This window comes from Leptotrichia hofstadii (assembly GCF_007990525.1).
GTDB lineage: Bacteria > Fusobacteriota > Fusobacteriia > Fusobacteriales > Leptotrichiaceae > Leptotrichia > Leptotrichia hofstadii.
Window position 1 is genome coordinate 1,870,336 of sequence record NZ_AP019823.1, and the last position, 24,191, is coordinate 1,894,526.

The window sequence follows — 24,191 nt, forward strand, 5'->3', positions numbered from 1 at the left end:
TCTTAATAAATTATATAAAATCATATTTTTCCTATCTGTAAATTTTATATTTTATGCAAAAAGACTATCTCTTAATGATTTTTCATTTAGAAATAGCCTTTCCATTAGTTTGTGAAGTAAAAATTATTTTCCTTCTGCTACGCTGTCAGCTAATTTTTTACCTACTTTAAACTTAACAACTTTTTTTGCAGGTATTTTAATTTCTTTTTTAGTTTGCGGATTAATTCCTGTTCTTGCTGCTCTTTCTTTTACTTCAAATGTTCCCCATCCAACAAATTGAACTGAATCTCCGTTTAATAAAGTTTTTTCAACTGTTTCTAAAAATTGGTTTACCAATTCTTCAGATCTTTTTTTAGTTTCTCCAGTTGCTTTTGCGTAAGCATCTACAAATTCTTTTTTTGACATATTAATCAAACCTCCAATTTTTTTCTTCTTGCAAATTACTAAACTATTATACACTATTTTAAATATTTGTCTAGTGTTTTTTTTAAAATTTTTCATTTTTTTCTATTTTTTTACATTTCTATGAATTTTCTAATTTAAAAAAAATACAAATTATGCTAATTTTTATACTTAAAAAAATTATATATATGGATAAAATAAGTTTTTGTTTTTGAATTAAATTTATATTATCGTATAATAATTTTTATAAAAATACAAATTAAGTATTCAAATAATTAATTATATTCAAAATTTCATTTTTTACTTCCTCAATATTTTTAGAAGTTGTATCCACTTCAATTGCGTTATCCGCTTTTTTTAATGGACTTTCTTTTCTTGTAGAATCAATTTCGTCCCTTTTCAAAATATTTTCATAAATTTCTTCAATTCTAACATTTTCGCCTTTTGCAACAAGTTCCTTGTATCGTCTATTTGCCCTTTCCTTCGCATCTGCCACCAAAAATATTTTTACATCTGCATTTGGAAAAACAACTGTTCCAATATCGCGTCCATCCAGAATAACATTTTTCGATTCTGAAAATTTTCTCTGTAAATCCACCATTTTCTCACGAACCTCACGTATCGCCGCAATATCAGATACATTTTCCGAAACAACAGGCTTTCTAATTTCCTCGCTTACATCAATATCATCCAAATAAAAGCCATTTTCTTTAATATCAATGTTCAAATTATCCAGCATTTTTATAATTTTGTCTAAATTACCCAAAATCCCATCATTTAAAGCCTTTAACGTAACAAGCCTATACATTGCCCCTGTATCAAGATAAACAAGTTCCAGATCCTCAGCAATCAATTTTGCGATGGTACTTTTCCCGCTTCCAGCAGGACCATCAATAGCAATTATCATATTTTCCTACTTTCTATTTTCTATTTTTACATTTTAATTATTTTAAAATTGAAAATTTTGACTATTTCACAAAAATAACGAGATTTTTCAACTTTAAATCAATTAGTTTTTATATTTAAAAACGAGTGACACCCAGTTATTTTTTTCTTTTCTGTCAATTTGTTCTAAATTATAATTCTCAGCCTTTTTCACAAATGTCTCTTCTTTTTCGCTCAAAATTCCAGAAAAAATAACAGTTGCACCTTTTTCTAGAGTTTTTTCTATATCTTCAAGCAATTTTTCCAAAACATCCACCAAAATATTTGACACAACTAAATCATATTTTTCTCTGACATCATCTACCAAATTTCCAATTATCACTTCAAAATTATCATTTATATCATTTTTAGAAAAATTTTCTAAAACCACATCTCGAACTTTTTCATCAATATCAATTCCAACAACTTTCTTAACCCCTAATTTTTTCCCAATTAACATTAAAATACCTGAACCACATCCTATATCCAGTAATTTCTTTTTACTTTTGCAATATTTTTCCAAAAACTCCACACACAACGATGTCGTTTCATGTGTACCTGTCCCAAAAGCAAGACCTGGATCAATTTCAATTACAATTTCATTATTTTCTTGTTCATACTTATCCCAACTTGGTTTTATAACAATATTGTCAGTTATGTTTACAGTGTGAAAATATTTTTTCCATTCATCTTGCCAGTCTTCGTCATTACATTTAGCTGTATAAATTTCATACATAAACTCTGCATCTGAGTTCTGAAATTCTTTTAAATTATTAAAAATAATATTTAATTTTGTATTTGCAAATCTATTGTCAACAATATATCCAATAATACTCCAAACCTCATTTTTTAGAGAAAAATTAGCATTATAATCAAGTACATTTTCAGAAAAATAATCAATAACTTCTATCTGTTTAATTCCAATTTCATCAAACATATTTACTAATTTTGTCTTCGTTTCTTCTAAATTATCTGAAAAATAATCTACTTTTACTTTTATCCATTTCATTTTTTTATTTTCCTTTTTTATATTTCGTCATATCCCATATTTAAACGTTTAATTGATACTGCCTTGCCAGTCTTTTCATTTACTTCCAGTTCAATACCATTAATTCTTAAATTTTCTTCACATACAGAGTATCTTGTTGGCATTCCATCCTTAAATCTTTGTATACTTTCCCTTCTATTCATTCCCAGAATACCATCATGTCCTCCAGTCATCCCTATATCTGAAATATAGGCAGTTCCTCCAGGTAAAATTCTCTCATCTGCCGTCTGTGTATGTGTATGTGTTCCGTAAACTGCCGACACTTTCCCAGACAGATTCCATCCCATTGCCTGCTTTTCTGAAGTAGCTTCTCCATGAAAATCAAGAATAATGATATCCGTTTCTTCCTTAATCTTCGGTAAAACTTCCTCTACTGCCAAAAATGGGCAAGCAATCGGAGGCATGAATACTTTGCATTGTGCATTTATAACTGCCACTTTCACTCCATTTTTTTCAACAATTGTATAACCGTTTCCTGGTGCTTCCTTCGTATAATTTATTGGTCTAATCAGATTTCTTTGCTCATTGATATAAGCGTAAATTTCCCTTTTATCCCAGCTATGATTTCCAAGAGTGATAACATCTGCTCCTCGCTCAAACATTTCCTTTGCAATCTTTACATTTATTCCAAATCCACCAGCTGAATTTTCTCCATTTACAATGATAAAGTCATAATTCTGTCTTCGTTTTTCCAAGTATTTAAACAATGTAGTTCTGCCTGGTTTACCGACAATATCACCAATTATTAAAAATTTCATGTAAAATCATCCCTTTGCATCTCAAATTTATCTAATATTTATTATACTACATATTATCATTTTTTTATAGTTTTTCTTAATTTATTTTTTCTATATTTTAATTTTTCAATTTTAATCTTATTTTATTATAAAAAGAGCCCCCAGAATAAAAATTATCTCAAAGATATTTTTAACGGATAAGCTCTCTTTTTAATTAGTTTTTATTTATTTTGCATATTCTACAGCTCTAGTTTCTCTAATAACCGTAACTTTTATCTGTCCTGGATATTGCATCTTTTCTTCAATTTCTTTTGCTACATCTCTAGCAAGTATCGTAGCTTTATCATCATCAATATTATCTGGATGAACAATTAATCTTAGTTCTCTACCAGCCTGAATCGCATACGAACTTTCAATTCCTTCATGGCTATTAGCAATTTCTTCCAATTGTTCCAGACGTTTTAAATAATTTGATAATGTTTCACGTCTTGCTCCTGGTCTTGATGCTGAAATAGAATCGGCCGCTTGTACTAATACAGCTTCTATGCTTAACTGCTCAACTTCATTATGGTGAGCTTCTACAGCATTTATTACAATTTCACTTTCTTTTGAAAATTTTCTTAAAAATTCTCCACCGTTTAAGGCGTGAGAACCTTCCTGCTCGTGTGAAAAGGCTTTTCCAATATCATGCAGCAATGCGGCTCTTTTAGCAATATCAACATTTGCTCCTATTTCTGCGGCTAAAGCTGATGCTATATGGGCTACTTCTATAGAATGCTGTAAAATATTTTGCCCGAAAGATGTTCTGAATTTCAAACGTCCAAATACTTTTAATACTTCACGTGGCAATGTTGGAATACCCACTTCTAAAATAGCCTGTTCTGCCGCGTCCAGAATGCTTTCGTCCACTTCATGCTGTGCTTTTACTACAACTTCCTCTATTTTTGTAGGATGAATTCGTCCGTCTGAAATCAATTTTTCAAGCGCAATTTTAGCTACCTCTCTTCTTACGCCATCAAAAGAAGACAGTACAACTGCTTCAGGGGTATCGTCGATTATTAAATCAACTCCCGTTGCAGCTTCAATAGCTCTTATATTTCTTCCTTCACGTCCAATAATTCTACCTTTCATTTCTTCATTTGGCAGCTGAATAACTGAAATTGTAGAATCTACAACATAATCTGAAGCCGCTTTTCCAATTGCAGTTGAAATAATCCTTTTGGAAATCCTGTCTTTATCCCTGTCCAAATTATGCTCATAATCTCTTATTAATACAGCTTTATCATGATCCAGTTCATTTTCCAGCTTGGTTAAAATGATTTTTCTTGCATCTTCCTGTGTCAGTTCTGAAATTCTTTCCAGCTCTTTTTCTTCATTTGCAATCATTTCTTCGAGTTCTTTTTCTCTTCGGAACAATTTTTCACGGTATTTCTCATTTTTAGCTTCTCTTTCTTCCAGCCGTTCCATTTTTGTTTCTAAAGTTTCTTCTTTTTTGGCAATTCTTTCTTCTTTTGTAGCAAGTTCTGATTTCATTTTCTTTATTTCGTCATCTGCTATTTTTTTCTCATTTAACAATTCTTCTTTTACTTTTAGTGTTTCTTCTTTTCTAAACGATTCAATTTCTCTTTCAACTTCTTTTTTTGATGTCTCAAGTCTTCTTTTAGCATCAACGATTTTTAATTCCAGTTCGTTCAAATCTCCGTATTTTTTCTTAAAAATTGAACTCCCAAAAAAATAAGCTATAAAAAAAGTTAAAAAAGAAAAAATAACAATCAACAAAACCGTTATTGATATGCTCATTTTTCTCCCTTCTTATTTTTTTTCAGCTACATTTGAAATCTTCCAAGTATTATCATCTGTTTTTTTCCATGTTAGTTTATAATAATTGCTTGCTGTGGCAAAATTAATTACCATTACGCTATTTGCCTTATTTTTAGATACGACATTAACATCGGAAAAAACAAATGTCAATCCAGAAAGATCGTATTCTTGCATTTTTTTTACAATAATATTATTTTTAAATGTAGGTAAAAAAACTTCTTTTAATTTATTATATTCATTTGAACTGGCAGCTTCCTTCAGCTCGTCTGTAACTTTCATTATTTGAGAGCTAATTGCATTAGCTTCAATTTGAGTTACTTTTTTTCCAGAGGCAGTTAGGCTGGTACAGCTCATAAGAATCAACAAAATAAATAGACATAAATATTTTTTCATATTTTCCTCCAAAAACTTCGTCATTTAATTTTAACATACTTTTTTCACATATTCAAGTTAGAAAAAATAAATTTTTTCTTTTTTCTTCCACTATTTTTTCTTATTTCTCCATCTCTTATGCTGCCACATGTACTGTTCTGGATACTCCCTGATAATTTCTTCAAATTCATGGTAAATTTTTTGCATATTATACTGCATTGTTTCCTTCAGCTTTGCCTGTTTTTCAATTTCAATAATTTTTTTATTCTTAACACGGATTACATCCCCGTCAAATATAGCATAAGCCAGCACTACCGGTATCTTATGTTTCATTGAAAGTAGCACAGGTCCTGCTACCCCTGTTGTTTCTCTTTCAAAAAAAGTTACATCCACATCTTTTCCATAATGATCTGAGGCAAGAGCAATAATTGATTTTTCATTTATGGCACTTCTTAGTGCATCACTATCATGCAATGGTAATGAATTAAGCCCTCCTTTTTCACGCCATTTTGACATCAAGTCATTTATTTTTCTATTTTTCTGATTTCTAAATACTGCATAAAACTTTCTAATGTCCCTCATTCTGCTTCCAGCTTCAAATCCCCCGAGGTGAAGCGAAACAATCAAAACAGCCTTTTCATTATTTTCACAAGCCTGTCTCATCAGCTCCTCATTTTCTACAACAGTATTTCCATCTCGTGTAACCTCTTCCAAAAAAATAGAAGTCATAATCATTTTTCCCATCGTCTTATATGATTCTTTTGCAATTTTCTCAATGTCTTTATCATTTTTTTCAGGAAAAGCATTTTTTATATTATCTATTGCCAGCATCCGTCTCTTTTTTATAAGGTAATATGCCGCTATCCCAAAACCTTCAAAAATTCTATACCTAGTTTTAAGAGAAAAAATTGACAAAATCTTTTTTAATAAAATAACAAAAAAGCCTGTTATTTCTTCACTTATTTTATATTTCATCCTATTTTTAAGCTCCTTAAAAATTTTTTCAAAAAAAGAGCATACATAAAATACGCTCTTCTATCCTAATTACTATTTTCTAATTCCTAATTTTTCAATTAATGATCTGTAATCATCAACATTTCTATTTTTAATGTAGTTTAATAGTCTTCTTCTTTTACCAACCATTTTTAATAATCCTACTCTTGAGTGAACATCTTTAGGATGTGTTTTCAAGTGTGCTGTTAAATGACTGATTCTATCTGTAAGAAGTGCAACTTGTACTTCAGCAGATCCTGTATCTTGAGCATTTTTTCCGTATGCTTCAATAATTTCTTTTTTTGGTTTTAATGCCATTGTATTTCCTCCTAATAATTATTATTTAAACCAAGAATATAGCGGCAAACTTATATTCATAGTATAAATTCAAGTGTTATTCTATCACATATTTCTCTATTTGTAAAGGCTTCCATCTTCATTTTTTCAAAAATTGCCTATTTTGCAAACGAAGCTGTTAATGAATCAAAGTCAACTGGCAACTCAAGCTTTTCTTCAACTTTACCATTGTTTATTTTTAAATTGTACGGAAATCCTTCAACTGCAAACCCACGTGCAATCGAACCGCTTTCATCATAGTAGGCTGGGAATGTGTATTCATTATCCTTTACATAAGTCCGTGTTTTCCCTAAATCAGTCTGGGAATTTGAAAATACTACAACTACGTTGATTTTATCCTTATTTGCATCATAAAATCTTTGAACTTCAGGCAGCTCTTCCTTACAATGTGGACACCATTCAGCAGCTACAATAAACAGCGTTTTTTTACCATTGTTCATTAATTTTTCGGCATTAACAGTTTTATTGCTGTTTAGCTCCTTTAATTCAAAGCTAGGTATCTTCCCTTTGCCATCCACATCAACACTAAATTCCTTTGAACCTCCGCAAGATACTGCAAATAACAGAAGTAACGACATCATTAAAATTATTTTTTTCATTTTCTCTCCTTAAATTTATTTTTTATTGCTTAAAACAATATTTTATCGTACAATTATACAATACTATTATTAGAATTCCCTATAAAAATATTTATTTTTACTTATCTAATCCAAGTGTTAAAATAGAGATAAGCTCTAAATTCTTTTCTCCATTCAGAACCCAGTTATTTCCCTGTTTTTCCAATATTACATCTATTGTTTTTTCACTATAGGATAGCTTATTTTCTTTAATTTTTTCATTGAAAAATTTAGTTGCTTCCTGAATAACTATTTTATTAACTTCTGCTTTTGAAGATATATTTGAAGATTTGTATTTTTCAGTAATCATATTATGAAATTCATTTCCAAAAATACTGTAATCAGGATATTTTATAGTTACATTTATTGTAGCCGTTTTATCTTTTGTTTCAACTTTGTTTATTTTGTAGGTAATTTTTTTAAATCCTTCAAGTACAATCCCAATTTCGGGAGTGTTCATCGATGCATCCCATTTTTTTATCTTGTTCATGTCTCCAGACTGAATGATTTTCATATGTTCTTCAAACATTCTTTTAGCGACGGCATCTTTTCCACAACTGATAGTCAGCAGAATCATGCTTAACAATAGTAAGACGTATTTTTTCATAAATTCTCTCCCTCTAGTTCATTAAGTAAGCATCAAAAATTTCTCCAATATCATAGCCATTTTCCTTAGCAACTTTAAAATAAAATTTTGATTTTTGCTTATTTTTTTGATTGTAGTAATAGACTCCTAGATTATAAAAGGCTGTTGTATTAAGTTTTGCAGCCGCTTTTAGATTCAGAATCCTTACCATTTTATCAGTTTCAGGATAATAAAGGCTCAGATCCACCATTGAATAATCATCTCCGCTGTTTGCAAGCCTCTCAAGTATTTTCTTAGCTTCCTTGCTTTGTTTTACCTGGTCTTCTTCAGCTTTCGCAGGATTTTTCTCCTTTTCCATATCTTCCAGAATATAGGCAAGTTTGTATCCAGCTGAAATTGAACCTAGCAAATATGCCTTGTTATAAATATTTCTTGCTTTTTTTATTTCCTTTTGAGTTTCGTACAGACGACCTAGATAGTTCATTGCATCAATATCATTCTTGTTTGCGGCTTTTTGATAAAATTCTTCAGCTTTTGCAAAATCCTTTAAGTTTTCGTAGATAAATCCTTTATATCCAAGAATTAAAACTTCATCTGAATTTGTATCTTCCAGTATTTTTAATGCAAGATCATAGTTCTTTTCACCTTTTACAAGTCTAGATGCAAGCTCAAATGCCGCAAGATAATATTTATTCTGTGAAAATATCTGATTATAAATTTGTACTGCCTCTTCTTCCTTATCATCATTTTCCAAAAGTTTTGCTTTTGCATACAGTGCTGGCGAATAATTTTCAGAAAGAAAGTCCTTTAGGATGTCGTATGCTTTTTCAGGATTTGAAACTTTTTCTAAAACTAATGTTCCTAGCTCCTTTTTTTCTTCGATTGAGATTGTTCCATCGTTTAATTTTTTATTTAATTCTTCTATACGTTTATAAAAATTCATTAGATTTTTATTATATTCATAGGAGTAAAGAGCATAAATTTCTCCAGCATCCTTACCTTTTTTTAAATATTCCTGCGCTTTTGTAAACTCCAGCTTATTTTCATAAATGTTTCCAATCATATAATACGCTTTTATATTCCCCTGCTTTGTAGCGCTTTCTAGTAAATCTAGAATTTGAGTTTCATCTCCGTTAGTCTGCTGCAGTAAAAGTGCCTGATAATATTCGGCAATACCCTTACTTTTTTTCATGTATTTATTAAAAAACATAGTTCCATTTTCAGCAAGGTAGGTATAGGCAAGTCCATAAACATCCTCATTCCCAGCTTTTGCTGAATCATTTATATTTTTCATTATATATTCATAATCCTTTTTTTCAAGGATTCCGATAAGTCCCTTTTCAAGTGCATCATAGCCGCTGTCTGTTTTTGAACAAGCCACTAAAAGTAACGATGCAAATAATATGTATATCCATTTTTTCATATTTTTATCACATTTCCTATTCGTAAAAAAATTGTCCCCCTCTTTTACTCCAACTCTGACAAATTCTGGAATACATTGATTTTAGCACTATTATCTTACTGTAGTTCCAATTTTTACCTCATCATTTATAATTACCAATTTGGTTTTTTTCTTTTCTGTAGTTGTTAAAAGCATTCCTTGCGACAATTCACCTTTTAACTCAACTGGATTTAAATTCAATACAGCCTGTGCTTTTTTCCCGACTAATTCCTGCTCATTCGGATACCATTTTGCAATCCCAGAAATAATCTGCCTCTTCTCTTTCCCTGTATTTACAATGAATTTTAATAATTTATCCGCATTTTCAATTTTCTCTACTTTTTCAATTTGAACGACTTTTATTTCAATTTTATTAAAATCATCTATTGTAATTGGATTTTCAATTTTCAAGTTTTCATTGTAGTCTTTTTTAGGCTCTTCTTCCAGCTCAATTCTCGGAAATAATGGAACTGCTTCATTCAATTTATTTCCAGCAGGATAGCTTTTCCATTCTCTTATGTCGTCCAGATGTAATTTTGTCACATCCTTGTCAAGTCCTAGCTGATTTATCATTTTTTGTGCAGTTTCAGGCATAAATGGCGAAATCAGCACTGCAATTTTGTAAAGTGAATCGACTAAGTTGTACATAACAGTTGATAGCCTGTCCTTTCGGCTTTCATCCTTTGAAAGTTTCCAAGGCTCGCATTCATCAATATATTTATTCATCCTTGAAATAAATTTCCAAATGTCTTTCAGCGCTTCAGAAAATTGATAATTATTTACATGCTTATCCAGATCAACCAATATATTTTTCCACAATTCCTTAATTTCAATATCAAAATTTTCTTCAGCTTCATTTAACATAACTTCTGAATTAAAATATTTCTTTTGCATTCCAATCGTTCTATTAAGTAAATTTCCCAAATCATTTGCCAAATCGGCATTTATTCTCTGAACCATTGCCTTTTTAGAATAATCGGCATCCTGCCCAAAAGTCGCCTCTCTCATCAGATAATATCTAAAAGCATCCAATCCGTATTTTTCAACTTCTTCCTCTGGATTAACAACATTTCCAAGTGATTTTGACATTTTTTCACCTTCTACAGTCCACCAGCCATGCGCCGCAATCGTATCAGGAAGCTTTATTCCAGCTGACATAAGCATCGCTGGCCAGATTATAGCATGGAATCTCAAAATATCCTTCCCAACAACATGATTTACAGTTCCATTCGTCCAGAACTTATCAAACTGCTCTGTATCAGTTGAAAACCCTGCTCCAGTAAGATAAATATTCAAAGCGTCAAACCATACATAGATTATGTGTCCTTCTTCAAGTTCCAGAGGTATTCCCCAGTCAAATGTAGTTCTTGAAATTGATAAATCTTGAAGCCCTTGCCTTATAAAGGCAATTACTTCATTTTTCTTACCTTCAGGCTTTATAAAATCAGGATTTTTTTCAATATGTTCCAATAACGCATTTTCATATTTGGATAACTTAAAAAAATACGAAGTTTCCTTTACATCAATAACTTCCTTTCCCATATACTTTCCATCAACAAGCTGATTTTCAGGAACAAAAGTTTCTTCAGAAACGCTGTATTTACCAACATACTCCCCTCTATAAATATCTCCCTTGTCATGAACCCTTTTTATTATTTCTCTTACAGTTTTCAAATGTCTTTCCTGCGTTGTTCTTAAAAAATCTGTATTTGAAATATTTAACTTTTCCCATAAAGTTGTGAAATTAAGAGACATTTTATCTACCCACTGCTGTGGTGTAAATCCGTTTTTTTCAGCTGCTTCCTGAATTTTCTGCCCGTGTTCATCAACTCCAGTCATAAAGCCAACTTCTTCCCCAGCTAATCTTTTGTATCTGGCTACAACGTCACAAATTATTGTTGTGTAAGCTGTTCCTACGTGTGGTGCCGCATTAGGATAGTAAATTGGCGTTGTTATGTAAAACGGTTTCGACATATTTTTTCCTCCTTCTGATTTTATAATTTATTTATGTCTGCAGTTTTATATTTTTAAAGTCATTATTTATGTAAAACTTTCTTCTTTAAATTCAATATTTTTACTTTTATTATATTTTTTATTATAAATTTCAAATGCCTTATTTCCAGCTTCATGTATCTTTTCCTTCACTAATTTTACTGAATCCTCTAAAGAAGTTTCCCGTGTCAAGTAAAATGGCTCTGCAACGTAATGAACACACTTTGCAAAAGGTATCGGTATTTCCAGCTTGTCCCACATATTCTTAAAAATCCACTTTTTACTGCAATAGGAACTGACTGGAACGATTGGCATTCCTGTTTTCTGCGCTATAAAAATCGCACCTGCCTTAGGCTCAAAAATAGGTCCTTTTGGTCCATCGATTGCAATTCCAAGAGCATAATTTTTTTTGGCATATTTCATAGCTTCCTTCAAACTTTTTATGTTATCCCTGTTTGATGAGCCTCGAATAAGCTCATTTCCTTCTCTTTTAAGAAGTTCAGCCAATATCTCGCCATCTTTTGATGCGCTCACAATAGATGCTTTTTTCTTAATAATTCTCGTTGCATTACATACTGTAAAAATTTTCCTATGCCAGAAAACAACAATATTCGGATTATTCATTTCTACTCCGTCAGCATAAAAATACTCCTTTCGTGTCATAAAGCTAAGTATTCTGTATACAATGTGAAGAATTGCACCTAAAAATTTATATTTGTTCATTTTTTCTCCCATTATTTTTAAATTGCACTCAAATCCCCGAATAAATTAAGAGTTCAGGATCAAGTAAAATAACATTTTTATATTTGCATTTTAAAATGTTTTGCTATTTCTGAAATTTTATTTTCTATCACTTTGTTAGTCTCATTTTTTCTATAATTGTCATCAAGTCTTGTACAAAGCATTGTTGCATAGCCAAACAAAAAATACCATATTTTATTTACAACATTTTTAGCCTCCTCTTCCTCTAAAGCAGGAAAACTTTCCAGCAGGTTCTCTTTCGTCAGAAGTTCCCTAAGTGTCACTTCATAAAGCTTTTCAAATCTTTCTGTTGTATCAAGAAAAATTGTCCTAAATAATTCCTTTTCTTCTCTAGCGAATATCACAAAACCAATTGCTCCACTCAATATTTTTCTTTCAGCATAATTTCCATATAAGTATTTTTTTAATTTTTCCTTACACTTATCTATAATTTCTTCCTTTAATTCATCCACTGTATTAAAGTTAAAATAGATAGGCGCTGTAGAGCATTTCAAGTAATTGGCTATTTTTCTGACACTTACATTTTGAAAGCCTTCTTTTTTCATTAACTCATATCCAGCCTCAATTATCACTTCTTTTGTAAACTTAAGCCTAGGCATTGCTTTCTCCTTTTCAGATTTTCATCTGTTCTATCCATTAATTTTTTCATAAATGCAAAATTTCCAGCCATCATGATTTTCTTCTGTCAAAGTTATCCATTTATCCAAATCTATCTTTGGAAAATAAGCATCTGCCTCAGTATCAGAAAAATCAACATGGCTCATATAAATCCTTTTTACAATTCCCATTTCAAGAGATTTTTTGTAAATCTCCCCTCCGCCAATAATAAAAATTTCTTCTGTCAAATCTTTATACTTTTCAATAACTTTTTGAAAATCGTCATAAAATTCCAGCTTCGTAGTTTCATTTTCATATTTTTTTTTATTTTCTTTAAATTTCTCATCTGTTTTAAAAAAATCCCTAGATAAAACTATATTTGTTCGGTTTGGTAAAGCCCTACCTATGCTTTTATAAGTATTTCTTCCCATAATAACCGTCTTTCCTGTCGTTATTTTCTTAAAGTTTTTTAAATCTTCAGGAATATGCCACAAAAGCTGATTATTTTTCCCAATTTCATTATTTTTCCCAACAGCGACTATTAAGCTAAACATCAACATCACCTTTCTGCTGTATCTTATTTTTTATACTAAAACTGCTCTAAAATCCAAATAAAAATTTAATTTGATTTCCACTTAGGTTTTAAAGAAGTTTTAGTATAAATTTTTGATTAAACCGCAACTTCAAATTTAATTACAGGATGGCTTTCATAATCTTCCAGCGTAATATCCTCGAATGTCAATTCATTAAATGGCTTGTCTGCAATCTTGATTTTTGGAAGTTTTAACGGCTCTCTTGTCAATTGCTCCTTTAGGCCTTCAATGTGATTTTCATAAATGTGAGCATCAATTATTGTGTGAGCAAATTCTCCAGCTTCATATCCGCATTCTTTTCCAATCATCATTGTAAGCAATGAGTAACAAGCTAGATTAAATGGTATCCCAAGTGCAATATCCCCACTTCTTTGAGTCAAGTGGCAGTTAAGTTTATTCCCAAGAACATTAAACGCAAAAGTATAATGGCATGGCGGCAACTTACTGATTGTTGCATTTCCTGGATTCCAAGCTAAAACTATCATTCTTCTTCCATTTTTGTGATTAGGATTTGTTTTCATCTCCTTCAGAGTGTCAATAATATACTGAATCTGGTCAAATACAAGCTGCCCATTTTCTTCTCTAGTTACCCAAGGATTATTCTCATCGGCAAAAACTTCTCCATCTAATGAAATTTCAGGTACAGGATATCTTCTCCAGAATCTTCCATAAGCCGTTTCCAGCCTTCCTTCCTCATCTGCCCAGGCATCCCATATTTTCGTCTTTTTTCGCAAGTTTTTAATATGCTCTTCTCCTGATAAATACCAGAACAGCTCGTGCAGCATTGAGTTAAAATACATTTTTTTTGTTGTCAAAAGGGGATAACCTTTGCCCAAATCTACTTTATATGAATAAGCAAAAGTAGAAATTGTATCAACTCCTGTCCTATTTTCTTTTTTTATTCCATTGTCAAGTACATACTTAACCATATCCAGATATTGTTTCATTTTATCTCCTAAATTTATTTAAATTAATATTCAAAATTATTCTGTCTCAAAGCCTCAAACAGAACAATCGCCACAGCATTGGACAAATTCAGCGAACGTCCAAGGGGAAGCATTGGAATCGTGATATTGTTTTCCTTGTATCTATTTAATATTTCTTCAGGTATCCCACGTGATTCAGGCCCAAACATTATATAATCGTTGTCATCAAATTTCACATCCGTGTATCTCTGTTTTATTTTTGTTGTTGCAAAATAGATTTTTGCATTACTGTTTTCGATGTTTTCCTGCCAGAAGTGTTCCCAGTTTTCCCATACGAAAAGCTGTACATCTTTCCAGTAGTCCAGTCCTGCACGTTTTATTTTCTTATCATCCAGTTCAAAACCGAGAGGTTTTATTAAATGTAATTTTGTGTTTGTTAAGACACAAGTTCTTCCTATATTTCCTGTATTTACGTGAATTTCTGGATTTAATAGAACTATGTTCATTTTATCTACCATTCTTTCTATTCAAGTTTATTTTACCATACAAATCTATTTATTTCATCAATTTTTTGTAATCTTCCAGTTTTATTCGGTTAGAAGTAATTTTATTTAATTTTTTGGTAATGTTATCTCCTCTATCAAAACCACCAAATCCTATTTTGGAATTAATATGAGTAATTGCTATGGCAAGTGCATCTGCGGCATCATCAGGCTTTGGAATTTCTTCCAATTTTAATATTAATTTTACCATTTCCTGAATTTGCTTTTTTTCAGCTCTACCATAACTTGCAATTCCCATTTTTACTTGAAGCGGAGTGTAACTGTATAAATTCAGCTTATTTTTCTGCCCTGCTAAAGTTATGACTCCACGAGCCTGTCCTACTTTTATTACCGTCTTCTGATTTTTAAAGAAAAATAAGTCTTCAATTGCCATATCTGTTGGCTTCCAAAGCTTTATAATATTTTCCAGTCCATCATAAATTTTTTCCAGCCTTACTGGCATATCCTCATCTTTATCCGTAAAAATACAGCCATAATCAAGTGGCACATATTTACCATTTTCATAATCTACAATGGCGTATCCCACTATTGCTGTACCGGGATCGACCCCTAAAATCCTCATGTTTCTCCTATTTATTTACTTTCTTATTTCTTTATTTTTTATTATATCACACCTAAAGGTTGTATGCAAGATTTCCGTATACGCTATTCAAAATATTTTTGTATATAGTTCCGAGTATAGTCAACATAGCTTCTTAAGTCAATATCATCATAATTGACAAAGTCTTTTACATTTGTTTCAACTTTTCTTATTTTGTATAAATTGCTGTTTATATCTCCAAAACCGTATTTTTCATAATACTTTTCCTGCTTCTGCATAACTGCCTTATACAGTCCTGTCTTTGAAAAATACAGCCGGTATTTCCTAAACTTAGACAGCACTTCGTCACTTTCAAACCTTATTTGCCCATTTTCGTCACAAGCATAAATATCTTCATAAACAGAGGCATACATAAAGAATATGTCTGGGTTTTTTGCAAAAATTTCCTCCACAGCTTCTAAGATTTCCTTTTTTTCCCAAAAATGCAATTTTAAAACTTCTGATATCCAGACATGATTTCTTGGCATAATTAACTTGCTGTAATAATATTCGTTGGTTCCTGTAACTTCATTGCCTATCCTGTATAAAAGAGAACTTTTATTTTTCAGGAAGTTATTGACATCCCTTATATCGAAAATATTTTTATATTGAACAGCTATCTTCTTTTTTATTTTATGCAGAATATTGCCATTTATATTTGTGATGAAAATATCATTTTCCGAAACCGCAACCATTTCTATATTTTCTTTTGCAAAAATTCTTTTTAACCGTTTTACAATACTTGTTTTATACCTGTTTAAGGTATGTTTTGCAAATGATGAATTTAAAAGCATGTCTCTTGGTATTTTTTTTATTATATTTTTGTCCTTTTCAATAAAAAGTTTGCTTTCAAGCAGCCATTCGTACAGATAATCTTTCTGAATTGATAATTTATATACCTTTTTTTGAAGATAATTGTCATAATCATCCATATTTACTTTTTTTGAATAGTTTATCCCAGACTGGCTGGCATTTGTAAATCCATTATCTAAAAGCAAGGTTATCAGCTTGTCGTTACTGTAATTCAAATACTTTATTTTCTTTTTAAGCTTCATATTGTTACTGTAACTTCCATTTGTAATTATATTCAAAAGGTTTTCCTTTTCATCCCAGTTACTTTTTTCTTTTATTATAAAATTGTACATTTTTTCTGTTGCCAGTACATCCTGCAGGCAATAGTCAATCACTTTATCCACAATTTCATCATATATATTTTTTTTAATTACGTAATTAAAATTGGCAAAATCCTGTTCCTCAATATTATCCCCGCAATTAAACTCAAATCCTTTTACACCTAGATTAAGGTTGTATTCGTAAGCCAGGTCATAAGAGTAAAATTCATGATTTTCACTTTTATATTCATCCTTTGGCATATTTCTTATTATTTTTATTTCACTATTTAATTTATTCCTGTTTACATTTGAATTTCTGTATTTTAAAAGGTTATTAATCACAATGTCATCAAATCCGTGTCCTGCATACGAAATTAAAACATTTTTAGAAATTATGTCAAATAAAAGTTTTTTCTGACGATTAAAATTATCCGAATCAATAATCAATATTTTATCATCATTTAACTTTTTTAACACAATACAGAAATAATTTGGAAAAACTTCAATATCAAATACATATTTATTTGACTTCTTCATATATTATTATCACCACTTTTCAGTTCTGCAAGTTACAAAAAGTACTTATCTCTTTTCAAATAAATCCTATCTCCCCTAATATTTACAATCTTCACAATCCCCTTAAATTCTCTTGCATTTGTGTTTTTATTTCTCACATATATCTTAAATTTCTGATTTTCTCTTACATTTGCCCCTTTACTGGCTTCCTTGCTTATATTTTCAAATTTTTTAAACGTATCAATTACTGTCATCCCATTTTTCAGCTTTCCATACTTCACATTTGAAACATTTATTCCGTAATAGTCCAGCACATACTCTATTTCCACAAAACAAACTATTTCCCGAATTTTTTCAGCCCTTGTATCTGAATCACTTTTTGTAGCCCAGAAAGACTCATTTTCTCTTTTGGATTCTATAAGATTCTTCAATTTATCAATTTCAGCTTTAGCCTTTTCCAAAGTAATCGCATCTTCAATCTCAAATCTTCCAATTTTAGTCCTCACAAGTCTTGTCATTGTGGCAAAAACTCCTAATTTTTCTCCAATATCGTAAACTAATGAACGGATATAGGTTCCACTGCTGACTTTTGCATAAAATGAAATTTTAATATTTTGAGCATATTCTGAATTTTTATCTGGATGCATTACCTTTATTTCTCTAATTTCTGATATTTCTACATTCCTTTCGGCTCTTTCCACTTCGATCCCTTTTCTTGCCAGATCATAAAGCTTCTGCCCTTCAATCTTTATTGCGGAATACATCGGCGGGACTTGCTTTATCTTGCCTTTGAAACTATTTACAGCCTGTATTATTTCAGAATCACTTATATTAATTTCAGAATCATATTTTGCAATAACTGTCCCTTCCAGGTCGTAAGTGTCTGTTTTGTATCCAAGCTCCATTTCTACATAATATTCCTTGTCTTTTTTCATTAAATTATCAGAAAATTTTGTAGCTTCATTAATCATAACAATCATAAGTCCCTCAGCCATTGGATCAAGGGTTCCAGCATGTCCTACTTTTTTAGCCTTTATCACTTTTTTCAAATGATTTATTGCCCCAAACGAACTTACTCCCTTGCTTTTATTTAAAAGAATAAGTCCATCCTTAGTAAAATTTTTTTCCATTTTACTCCCTTCCTTCCTACAATTGCTATAATTTATTTACATTATTGGTGAAATCAGTTTAAACACAGAGTTTCTGAGTCGTTTCATAAAAGTCACCTTTTTTAATCTTGCCTCATCGAACCTTTCACATGCTTCCAAATCCTCTATAAATTGTGTCTTCAAGTCCTTGCTAATATTTTCATTATAAAATACCGAATTTACCTCGTAATTTATTTCAAAGCTCCGCATATCAAAGTTACACGTTCCAAGTGTTGATATTTTTTCATCCACAATAATATTTTTACTGTGTAAAAATCCCGCTGTATAACGGTAAATCTCAATGCCTGCTTCAATTAATTCTGCAAAATAAGTTTCTGCTATCCAGTAAGGCATTTTCTTATCCGGCACTCCTGTAACCATTATCTTTATCTTCACTCCAGAAAGAGCCGCCATTTTCAGTTGTGAAATCAAATCATAATCAGGTACAAAATATGGACTTTGAATCAGCACTTCCTCCTTCGCCGTTGCAATCATTTTAGAATACAGATATTTCAAAGTTGTCCATTCGGTGTCAGGCCCGCTTGAGGAAACCTGCATCAGATATTTCAGTTTTTCTTGTTTATCTATTGGCTTTTGCTCTTCCAGTTCGTGAACTGCCTCTTTTTTTATATCTTCAATAAAATCGTCTTTCCCGCCGCTGTTTAGCCAATCTGTAACAAAAATTGCCAGATACTGCCCAATTATTTCTCCTGTAATCCGAATATTCGTATCCCTCCAGCTGTCAAACCTTTTTCCACCGTCTATATATTCCTGCCCTACATTCATACCGCCAGTATGTACTATATTATTGTCAATCAAAGCTATTTTTCTATGATTACGATAATTCATCTTGGAAATAAAAAATTTCACATCTAAAAACCATCTTATCTCAATTCCAGCGTTTCTAAGTTCCTTTTTATATTTTCTAGGCAATTTCCAAGTTCCCACTCCGTCAAAAAGCAGTTTTATTTTAACTCCTTCCTTAGCCTTTTTCAAAAGTGCATTTTTTATTCTTTCCCCAAGCTCATCAGCCTTCCAAATAAAATATTCCATATAAATGGTACTTTTTGCATTTTCTATATCACAAATAATCGAATCAAATGCCTCTTTCCCATGAAAAAACAATTTATACGAATCATTATTGGTCAAAAAGGTTCCTTCAGCCTTATACAGCATTTTTACAAGTTCACTTTGCTGACTGCCTAAATTAATATTTTTTATCATTGTATCAATCTGATTCCGTATTGTAGCTTTTATTTCAGTTTCACTCATTTTTTCGGTATTTCCGTCTACATTTTCAAGGCGATTGTAATAAAAAAAGTCCTGTGATCTAAAAATATCCGACACATCCCGCTGCATAAAATTAAAAATCCTTGAATACAGCTTTTTTTCTTCCCCCTTCATCTTCTTAGAAATTACCTTATTCCTTCTCCAGTTAATCCCAAACAAAAGATACAGAACCGCTCCACCAAGTGGAAATGTAAAAATTGTAAAAATCCAGGCAAGCATCGCATTCGGCGATTTATCCGACAAAAGCACCGATACTGTCAAAACAATAATTATCAAATAATGTAGCCTTTCAAACGGAATTATCCAGGTTGAAATAATTATAGCCAGTCCATGCAGCATATTATCTCCTTCATTTTTTATTTATTAAATTAATCTATCTTTTAGCATTATATCTATAATTTTATCACTTTTAACAAAGATTTTCAATCATTCTTATTGAACAAATTCTAAAAACACAACATAACGAATTAAAATTAAAAAGTACATACATTATGTAAAAAAAGCAGTTCATAATTTATTAAATTAGTTAATTTTCTTATGTTAAAAATTTAAATTCCAGCTGTTTTTCCATTCCTTCCATTCTTTCGGCGTTACTGTTGCCAAATCAAAATCTTTCATAAAATCATATGGATCTTCATATTTTTCAAGAGGTGTTATATCTATCAATTCTTTTGGTGCCACTTCATGGTCTATTTCTAAATCTATTCCATGATATAATGCTATTTTGGCATATATTATGACATACACATGTAAATAAAACTCATAATCTGGATTACAGTCATTTGAAAATTTTCTTGCCACTTTCTGTTCCATCATCCCGTCTATCGCTTTTTTCATCCCATCAATATTTTTCTCTGCCAGAGCCTTTAAAAATTCATAATGCAGTTCTCCGTATTTATAATAACTGTCTTTCAATGGTTTTTCCAAATATGCACCACATCTTTTTTTCACTTCTTCAAAATCTCCTCTTATTGCATGAAGAATTACACGAATTAAGAAAAATGATCCATAATCATTTTTTAAATATCCATATTTATTTTTTTCACTATCATAATCATCAGGCATTATCATATCCATATTATTTTTAAAAAATGTTATAAAATCAGGATTATTAGACATCAGCATTTCAAACATTTGAGAAGTCTGAGTGAATAACCTGCTATCTCTATCGCAACCTAATATTTGTAACTTTCCACCTATATAACAATTTAATCTGTGTTCTTTGATATTTTTTTCTATTAATAAATTTTTAGATGATAATTGTAAAAAACCTCTTGAAAGACTTTTCATACAAGAAAATTGATCCCCTTTTTTATTTTGTATATAATTCAAAGGTTCTTCACTTTCTTCTTTTGATATATTTGTTTTCTCTAATCTTTCCAAACCTCTTTGATATTTTAATTTTCCTGCTACTAAACTCATATTTTTATTCCTTTCTCATTAATTATTTATTTTGTATTTCTACAGGTATAAATATTAAATCCTCATTATTTTTATCAACACCAATCCATCCTATTTTTATTTTCAAAGATACCTTTTAATTTCAAATCAAATATCTTATACTAAACCCCATTTAAATAACTAATTTATTACAAACTTTTCCAATATAAAGATAAAAAACTAGTATTTCAAAATAATTAAAATATAATTTTTTCTTTTAATAAACCGACGGAGCTTTTATTTGTTCAGCTACGACTGTTTGACGACTGCAAGGAGGAGTTTCGGAGATGGACAAATAAAAGACGGAGTCTAGCCATGGTTGTAGGATTTGCGGCAATGAGCAATCCTACGAAAATAAAAAAGATAACTTCAAGTTTCCCTAAAGTCATCTGTTTCATTTAAAAATTATTCTCCAAAATAAGCTATTGCTTCAATTTCCACCAAAACTCCTTTTGGCAATTTGTCTACTGCAAAGGCTGATCTTGCTGGATATGGTTCAGTAAAGTATTCTGCATAAATGTTGTTTACTGCTCCGAAGTCGTTGATGTTGTCTAATAGTACAGTTGTTTTTATAACGTTTTTTGTTGTTAATCCGTTGTTTTCTAAGATTGCCTTCAAGTTTTCAAGAACTTGTCTTGCCTGTTCTTCTACTGTAACAGCTTCAATTTGCTGATTTTCAGGATTTATTGCGATTTGTCCTGAGATGTACAAAAAGTCGCCTGCTTTTCTAAAGGCTGAATATGGTCCAACTGCTTCTGGTATTTTTTTCATTTCTTCCTCCTAATTTTTCGTATTTTTTAAATTTTACAATTTTATTCTATCATATTTTTTCAATATCAAAAAGATTTTTCTTTCACTTTGCTTACTATTCCCAAAATTATTATTCTGGCGAATATCCAAAGTTTATAATGTATCTCCAACTTTCTCCCGGAACTTTTGCAAATCCAAAGTAAAGCGGAATTGACAAGGCTTTTACTCCAAGACCAAATTTATAGCTTTCCTTTTCTTCAGTTCCAAAGCTGTAGGCTTTTTGAGAAATGTTTGCCCTTGAGTAAGTTGTATCTAAATATACAAGTTTTGACAAATTATATTGAGCTTTTAGGCTTCCAATAAAAATACTGTTCCCACGAATTTTATCTGCTGGCATTCCAGCAAATTCCAATGAATTGTCAGCTGTTCGGATTCCTCCCATTTTTGGTCTGTAAGTTTCTGGAATATTGCTTCCATCTGTTGTCAAATAAGATACTCTTGGAGTAATTGTTATTTTTTCGCCAATCGGTATATTAATTTCTCCACCTGCATTTAATGAGTTAAATTTAGCCTCTTTTGAATTTGCCAAAGTATAATTTGAGAAAAAGTAAATACCTTTTGTTGCAAAATTAAGGCTGTCTCTTGTATCATAATTTAGCTTAGCTTCATAATATGGAAAGGCTTTTCTTACATTTTCAGCATTATTCTGATGTTTTGTCACATCTGAAATTTGATAGCCTCCACCAATTGAGAATAACAGATTTTTATACATTTCAAATCCAATTCCTGCTCCAATTTTGAATTTTCTGTTTTCAAAGCTGAAATATCCGTTATTGTATTTCTGATTTTTTATAATATCACGTTTGTATTCAAATTCGCTGTAAATCAAGGCTTTTGAATCTTTTCCAAGTTCCATAGTTGCCTTACCTCTTGCCCCATATTCATTTGCAACCGTTCCAGTTACTGAATATCTTACATTCGTATTATTTATAATTTTACTTCCCTGAAAGCCAACATTTACTGTTGCCAAGTCCTCGTTATTTATATTTCCTGAAAGTGTCAAATAGTCACTTGGTTTTTCTTGAACATTTATTACTAGATCATTGTCCTTCACTTCGTAGTAAACCGTTGTAAAATCACCATTCTGATAAATATTATTAATTATTTTCTCCATATCCAGCCTGCTTAAAACACCAAGTTTCTTAGGTAAAAATTTATCAAAATATTCTTTTTTATATTTTTTGTTCCCTTCTATTACAACTCCAGAAATATTATACTCATCCTTCCAAGTTCGTCTAAACTCTTTCCTTTTTTCTTCCAATTTTTCAAAAAGTTCAGGATTTGATAATTTTCTAATTTCATCTATATTTTCTCTTGCAATTTTCTCTCCAGCCGCAATAAGTTCTTTTACCTTTGAAAAATCATAAGACTCAAACTTTTCCAAATCTGGTTTCATATACAAGTCAAGCATACGAATTTGCCGTTCCACTTCCTGCCTTCCAGCAATTGTTGTCGAATCTGAAATTACATCAATCAAGTTCATTTTAGACTCGTCTCTTTTTGTAAATCCATCTCCTACATTCACTCCAATTGTATAATCAGCCCCAAGCACCTTCACATCCTGCACAGGTAAGTTCCGTGTAACTCCTCCGTCAATGTAAAGCCTTTTTCCATCTCGAATTGGCGCAAAAATTGACGGCAACGATAAACTTTCCCTAATTGCCGTCGCAATCGACCCCTTGTCAATCATAACTCCTTCTCCAGATTCCAGATCAGTCGCAACAGCCGCAAATTTTCTAGGAAATTTTCTAAAATCCTGTACTCTTAATGCTCCATAAAAAATTTCATTCAGCCTTTGGCTCGCAGTTTTCCCACCAACAACTCCACTAGGCAGTTTTGGCATAAAATTTTTCATTGGAATTACCGTACTATTTCTATCTTCAATTGAATTTCTTATAGCCCCCTTGTCCTTTCTCTCGATTTTATCGCTAAAAAGCCCCATCCAATCCATACTAATTGCAATTTCCTCAATTTCCTGCGGAGTATATCCGACGCTATACATTCCTGCAATAATGCTTCCCATACTCGTTCCAGTCGCATATTCCACAGGCACCTTCTCTTCATCCAGAACCTTCAATATCCCAATATGAGCAAGCCCTTTCGCTGTTCCCCCGCTAAGCACCAGCCCAATTCTCTTATTCTCCTGAGAAGTTATCTCTTTTTTATTTTCTAATTTTTTTTCTTTATTTAAAATATCCCTGTCCAATTCTATTTTAACTTCATTTTCCAAAACTTCTTTTTCGCTGTCTTTTTTACTTTCCATCAAATTTTGTTCATCTTTTTTTAGCACAAAATAATTTTCATCTCTTAAATTTTCAGAAATCCCAAAACTATTTACCAAAAGAAAAATAATTAAAAATAAAAATCTTTTTCTTTTTTCAGTCATCTACATTATCCTCCTTTTTCACTTATTTTTTATTAAACTTAATTTATAAAAATTTATCTATAATTCATTAATACAGCTCACTTTTTAATTAATTTTATATCAGATAATTGACCCTCTAGTCATTTTACTACAAAAAATTTTTATTTTTCTTATAAATTTACTAAATTTTTAAATAAAT

General features: G+C 31.0%; 24 protein-coding genes. All 24 read right to left on the minus strand.

The window, feature by feature from the left end; translation table 11 throughout:
• Window positions 1-123 precede the first annotated feature (123 nt).
• The 24 genes from FVE77_RS08930 to FVE77_RS09045 all read right to left on the minus strand — a co-directional run bounded on the left by FVE77_RS08930 (window position 124) and on the right by FVE77_RS09045 (window position 24,013).
• Window positions 124-405, minus strand: coding sequence for an HU family DNA-binding protein (locus FVE77_RS08930; RefSeq protein WP_026747027.1), 282 nt, complete (start codon window positions 403-405; stop codon window positions 124-126).
• 256 nt (window positions 406-661) lie between these two features.
• The gene (gene cmk, locus FVE77_RS08935; protein ID WP_026747026.1) at window positions 662-1,309 is read right to left on the minus strand and encodes a (d)CMP kinase; all 648 of its coding nucleotides are present in this window, start codon (window positions 1,307-1,309) and stop codon (window positions 662-664) included.
• A gap of 102 nt (window positions 1,310-1,411) precedes the next feature.
• The gene (prmA, locus tag FVE77_RS08940; protein ID WP_026747025.1) at window positions 1,412-2,335 is read right to left on the minus strand and encodes a 50S ribosomal protein L11 methyltransferase; all 924 of its coding nucleotides are present in this window, start codon (window positions 2,333-2,335) and stop codon (window positions 1,412-1,414) included.
• A 17-nt stretch (window positions 2,336-2,352) separates the two neighbouring features.
• On the minus strand, window positions 2,353-3,132 hold the full coding sequence (locus tag FVE77_RS08945) for a TIGR00282 family metallophosphoesterase (RefSeq protein ID WP_026747024.1): 780 nt from the start codon (window positions 3,130-3,132) through the stop codon (window positions 2,353-2,355).
• A 204-nt stretch (window positions 3,133-3,336) separates the two neighbouring features.
• Window positions 3,337-4,911 carry a ribonuclease Y gene (rny, locus tag FVE77_RS08950; protein ID WP_026747023.1) on the minus strand — a complete coding sequence of 525 codons (1,575 nt, stop codon included), beginning with the start codon at window positions 4,909-4,911 and terminating at the stop codon, window positions 3,337-3,339.
• Between the two features lie 12 nt (window positions 4,912-4,923).
• A complete protein-coding gene (locus tag FVE77_RS08955; protein ID WP_026747022.1) occupies window positions 4,924-5,325 on the minus strand; it encodes a hypothetical protein in 402 nt (133 codons plus the stop codon).
• A 90-nt stretch (window positions 5,326-5,415) separates the two neighbouring features.
• Window positions 5,416-6,279, minus strand: coding sequence for a lysophospholipid acyltransferase family protein (locus FVE77_RS08960; protein WP_006803519.1), 864 nt, complete (start codon window positions 6,277-6,279; stop codon window positions 5,416-5,418).
• A gap of 72 nt (window positions 6,280-6,351) precedes the next feature.
• Window positions 6,352-6,615 (minus strand): 30S ribosomal protein S15, encoded by a 264-nt coding sequence (gene rpsO / locus FVE77_RS08965; protein WP_021743041.1) that lies wholly within the window; start codon window positions 6,613-6,615, stop codon window positions 6,352-6,354.
• A 137-nt stretch (window positions 6,616-6,752) separates the two neighbouring features.
• Entirely contained in the window at window positions 6,753-7,253 is a 501-nt protein-coding gene (locus FVE77_RS08970; RefSeq protein ID WP_006803517.1) for a TlpA family protein disulfide reductase, read from the minus strand.
• A gap of 97 nt (window positions 7,254-7,350) precedes the next feature.
• The gene (locus tag FVE77_RS08975; RefSeq protein ID WP_026747021.1) at window positions 7,351-7,878 is read right to left on the minus strand and encodes a hypothetical protein; all 528 of its coding nucleotides are present in this window, start codon (window positions 7,876-7,878) and stop codon (window positions 7,351-7,353) included.
• 13 nt (window positions 7,879-7,891) lie between these two features.
• On the minus strand, window positions 7,892-9,280 hold the full coding sequence (locus FVE77_RS08980) for an SEL1-like repeat protein (protein ID WP_026747020.1): 1,389 nt from the start codon (window positions 9,278-9,280) through the stop codon (window positions 7,892-7,894).
• Window positions 9,281-9,370: 90 nt separating this feature from the next.
• Complete coding sequence (metG, locus tag FVE77_RS08985; protein WP_026747019.1) at window positions 9,371-11,272, minus strand: methionine--tRNA ligase; 1,902 nt, start codon at window positions 11,270-11,272, stop codon at window positions 9,371-9,373.
• 66 nt (window positions 11,273-11,338) lie between these two features.
• Window positions 11,339-12,013, minus strand: coding sequence for a lysophospholipid acyltransferase family protein (locus tag FVE77_RS08990; RefSeq protein ID WP_036088238.1), 675 nt, complete (start codon window positions 12,011-12,013; stop codon window positions 11,339-11,341).
• Between the two features lie 77 nt (window positions 12,014-12,090).
• A complete protein-coding gene (locus FVE77_RS08995) occupies window positions 12,091-12,651 on the minus strand; it encodes a TetR/AcrR family transcriptional regulator (RefSeq protein WP_026747018.1) in 561 nt (186 codons plus the stop codon).
• 30 nt (window positions 12,652-12,681) lie between these two features.
• Window positions 12,682-13,203 (minus strand): dihydrofolate reductase, encoded by a 522-nt coding sequence (locus FVE77_RS09000; RefSeq protein ID WP_026747017.1) that lies wholly within the window; start codon window positions 13,201-13,203, stop codon window positions 12,682-12,684.
• Window positions 13,204-13,319: 116 nt separating this feature from the next.
• Window positions 13,320-14,189 carry a thymidylate synthase gene (gene thyA, locus FVE77_RS09005; RefSeq protein WP_026747016.1) on the minus strand — a complete coding sequence of 290 codons (870 nt, stop codon included), beginning with the start codon at window positions 14,187-14,189 and terminating at the stop codon, window positions 13,320-13,322.
• A 23-nt stretch (window positions 14,190-14,212) separates the two neighbouring features.
• The gene (locus FVE77_RS09010; protein WP_026747015.1) at window positions 14,213-14,674 is read right to left on the minus strand and encodes a tRNA (cytidine(34)-2'-O)-methyltransferase; all 462 of its coding nucleotides are present in this window, start codon (window positions 14,672-14,674) and stop codon (window positions 14,213-14,215) included.
• Between the two features lie 49 nt (window positions 14,675-14,723).
• Window positions 14,724-15,293 carry a crossover junction endodeoxyribonuclease RuvC gene (ruvC, locus tag FVE77_RS09015; RefSeq protein ID WP_006803505.1) on the minus strand — a complete coding sequence of 190 codons (570 nt, stop codon included), beginning with the start codon at window positions 15,291-15,293 and terminating at the stop codon, window positions 14,724-14,726.
• Between the two features lie 83 nt (window positions 15,294-15,376).
• A complete protein-coding gene (locus FVE77_RS09020) occupies window positions 15,377-16,960 on the minus strand; it encodes a hypothetical protein (protein WP_026747014.1) in 1,584 nt (527 codons plus the stop codon).
• 32 nt (window positions 16,961-16,992) lie between these two features.
• A complete protein-coding gene (gene truB / locus FVE77_RS09025; RefSeq protein ID WP_026747013.1) occupies window positions 16,993-18,069 on the minus strand; it encodes a tRNA pseudouridine(55) synthase TruB in 1,077 nt (358 codons plus the stop codon).
• 36 nt (window positions 18,070-18,105) lie between these two features.
• Complete coding sequence (cls, locus tag FVE77_RS09030) at window positions 18,106-19,716, minus strand: cardiolipin synthase (protein ID WP_026747012.1); 1,611 nt, start codon at window positions 19,714-19,716, stop codon at window positions 18,106-18,108.
• Between the two features lie 201 nt (window positions 19,717-19,917).
• Window positions 19,918-20,799: an Imm49 family immunity protein gene (locus FVE77_RS09035; protein ID WP_036088281.1), complete on the minus strand. Its 882-nt coding sequence runs from the start codon at window positions 20,797-20,799 to the stop codon at window positions 19,918-19,920.
• Between the two features lie 423 nt (window positions 20,800-21,222).
• Window positions 21,223-21,588, minus strand: coding sequence for a Rid family detoxifying hydrolase (locus FVE77_RS09040; RefSeq protein ID WP_006803498.1), 366 nt, complete (start codon window positions 21,586-21,588; stop codon window positions 21,223-21,225).
• A gap of 109 nt (window positions 21,589-21,697) precedes the next feature.
• A complete protein-coding gene (locus tag FVE77_RS09045; RefSeq protein WP_026747011.1) occupies window positions 21,698-24,013 on the minus strand; it encodes a patatin-like phospholipase family protein in 2,316 nt (771 codons plus the stop codon).
• Between the last annotated feature and the right edge of the window lie 178 nt (window positions 24,014-24,191).

Excerpts from the sequence above, each read along its gene's own strand:
- FVE77_RS08930 (WP_026747027.1), bottom strand. The coding sequence starts at position 405 with ATGTCAAAAAAAGAATTTGTAGATGCTTACGCAAAAGCAACTGGAGAA.
- cmk (WP_026747026.1), bottom strand. The coding sequence starts at position 1,309 with ATGATAATTGCTATTGATGGTCCTGCTGGAAGCGGGAAAAGTACCATC.
- prmA (WP_026747025.1), bottom strand. The coding sequence starts at position 2,335 with ATGAAATGGATAAAAGTAAAAGTAGATTATTTTTCAGATAATTTAGAA.
- FVE77_RS08945 (WP_026747024.1), bottom strand. The coding sequence starts at position 3,132 with ATGAAATTTTTAATAATTGGTGATATTGTCGGTAAACCAGGCAGAACT.
- rny (WP_026747023.1), bottom strand. The coding sequence starts at position 4,911 with ATGAGCATATCAATAACGGTTTTGTTGATTGTTATTTTTTCTTTTTTA.
- FVE77_RS08955 (WP_026747022.1), bottom strand. The coding sequence starts at position 5,325 with ATGAAAAAATATTTATGTCTATTTATTTTGTTGATTCTTATGAGCTGT.
- FVE77_RS08960 (WP_006803519.1), bottom strand. The coding sequence starts at position 6,279 with ATGAAATATAAAATAAGTGAAGAAATAACAGGCTTTTTTGTTATTTTA.
- rpsO (WP_021743041.1), bottom strand. The coding sequence starts at position 6,615 with ATGGCATTAAAACCAAAAAAAGAAATTATTGAAGCATACGGAAAAAAT.
- FVE77_RS08970 (WP_006803517.1), bottom strand. The coding sequence starts at position 7,253 with ATGAAAAAAATAATTTTAATGATGTCGTTACTTCTGTTATTTGCAGTA.
- FVE77_RS08975 (WP_026747021.1), bottom strand. The coding sequence starts at position 7,878 with ATGAAAAAATACGTCTTACTATTGTTAAGCATGATTCTGCTGACTATC.
- FVE77_RS08980 (WP_026747020.1), bottom strand. The coding sequence starts at position 9,280 with ATGAAAAAATGGATATACATATTATTTGCATCGTTACTTTTAGTGGCT.
- metG (WP_026747019.1), bottom strand. The coding sequence starts at position 11,272 with ATGTCGAAACCGTTTTACATAACAACGCCAATTTACTATCCTAATGCG.
- FVE77_RS08990 (WP_036088238.1), bottom strand. The coding sequence starts at position 12,013 with ATGAACAAATATAAATTTTTAGGTGCAATTCTTCACATTGTATACAGA.
- FVE77_RS08995 (WP_026747018.1), bottom strand. The coding sequence starts at position 12,651 with ATGCCTAGGCTTAAGTTTACAAAAGAAGTGATAATTGAGGCTGGATAT.
- FVE77_RS09000 (WP_026747017.1), bottom strand. The coding sequence starts at position 13,203 with ATGTTTAGCTTAATAGTCGCTGTTGGGAAAAATAATGAAATTGGGAAA.
- thyA (WP_026747016.1), bottom strand. The coding sequence starts at position 14,189 with ATGAAACAATATCTGGATATGGTTAAGTATGTACTTGACAATGGAATA.
- FVE77_RS09010 (WP_026747015.1), bottom strand. The coding sequence starts at position 14,674 with ATGAACATAGTTCTATTAAATCCAGAAATTCACGTAAATACAGGAAAT.
- ruvC (WP_006803505.1), bottom strand. The coding sequence starts at position 15,293 with ATGAGGATTTTAGGGGTCGATCCCGGTACAGCAATAGTGGGATACGCC.
- FVE77_RS09020 (WP_026747014.1), bottom strand. The coding sequence starts at position 16,960 with ATGAAGAAGTCAAATAAATATGTATTTGATATTGAAGTTTTTCCAAAT.
- truB (WP_026747013.1), bottom strand. The coding sequence starts at position 18,069 with ATGGAAAAAAATTTTACTAAGGATGGACTTATTCTTTTAAATAAAAGC.
- cls (WP_026747012.1), bottom strand. The coding sequence starts at position 19,716 with ATGCTGCATGGACTGGCTATAATTATTTCAACCTGGATAATTCCGTTT.
- FVE77_RS09035 (WP_036088281.1), bottom strand. The coding sequence starts at position 20,799 with ATGAGTTTAGTAGCAGGAAAATTAAAATATCAAAGAGGTTTGGAAAGA.
- FVE77_RS09040 (WP_006803498.1), bottom strand. The coding sequence starts at position 21,588 with ATGAAAAAAATACCAGAAGCAGTTGGACCATATTCAGCCTTTAGAAAA.
- FVE77_RS09045 (WP_026747011.1), bottom strand. The coding sequence starts at position 24,013 with ATGACTGAAAAAAGAAAAAGATTTTTATTTTTAATTATTTTTCTTTTG.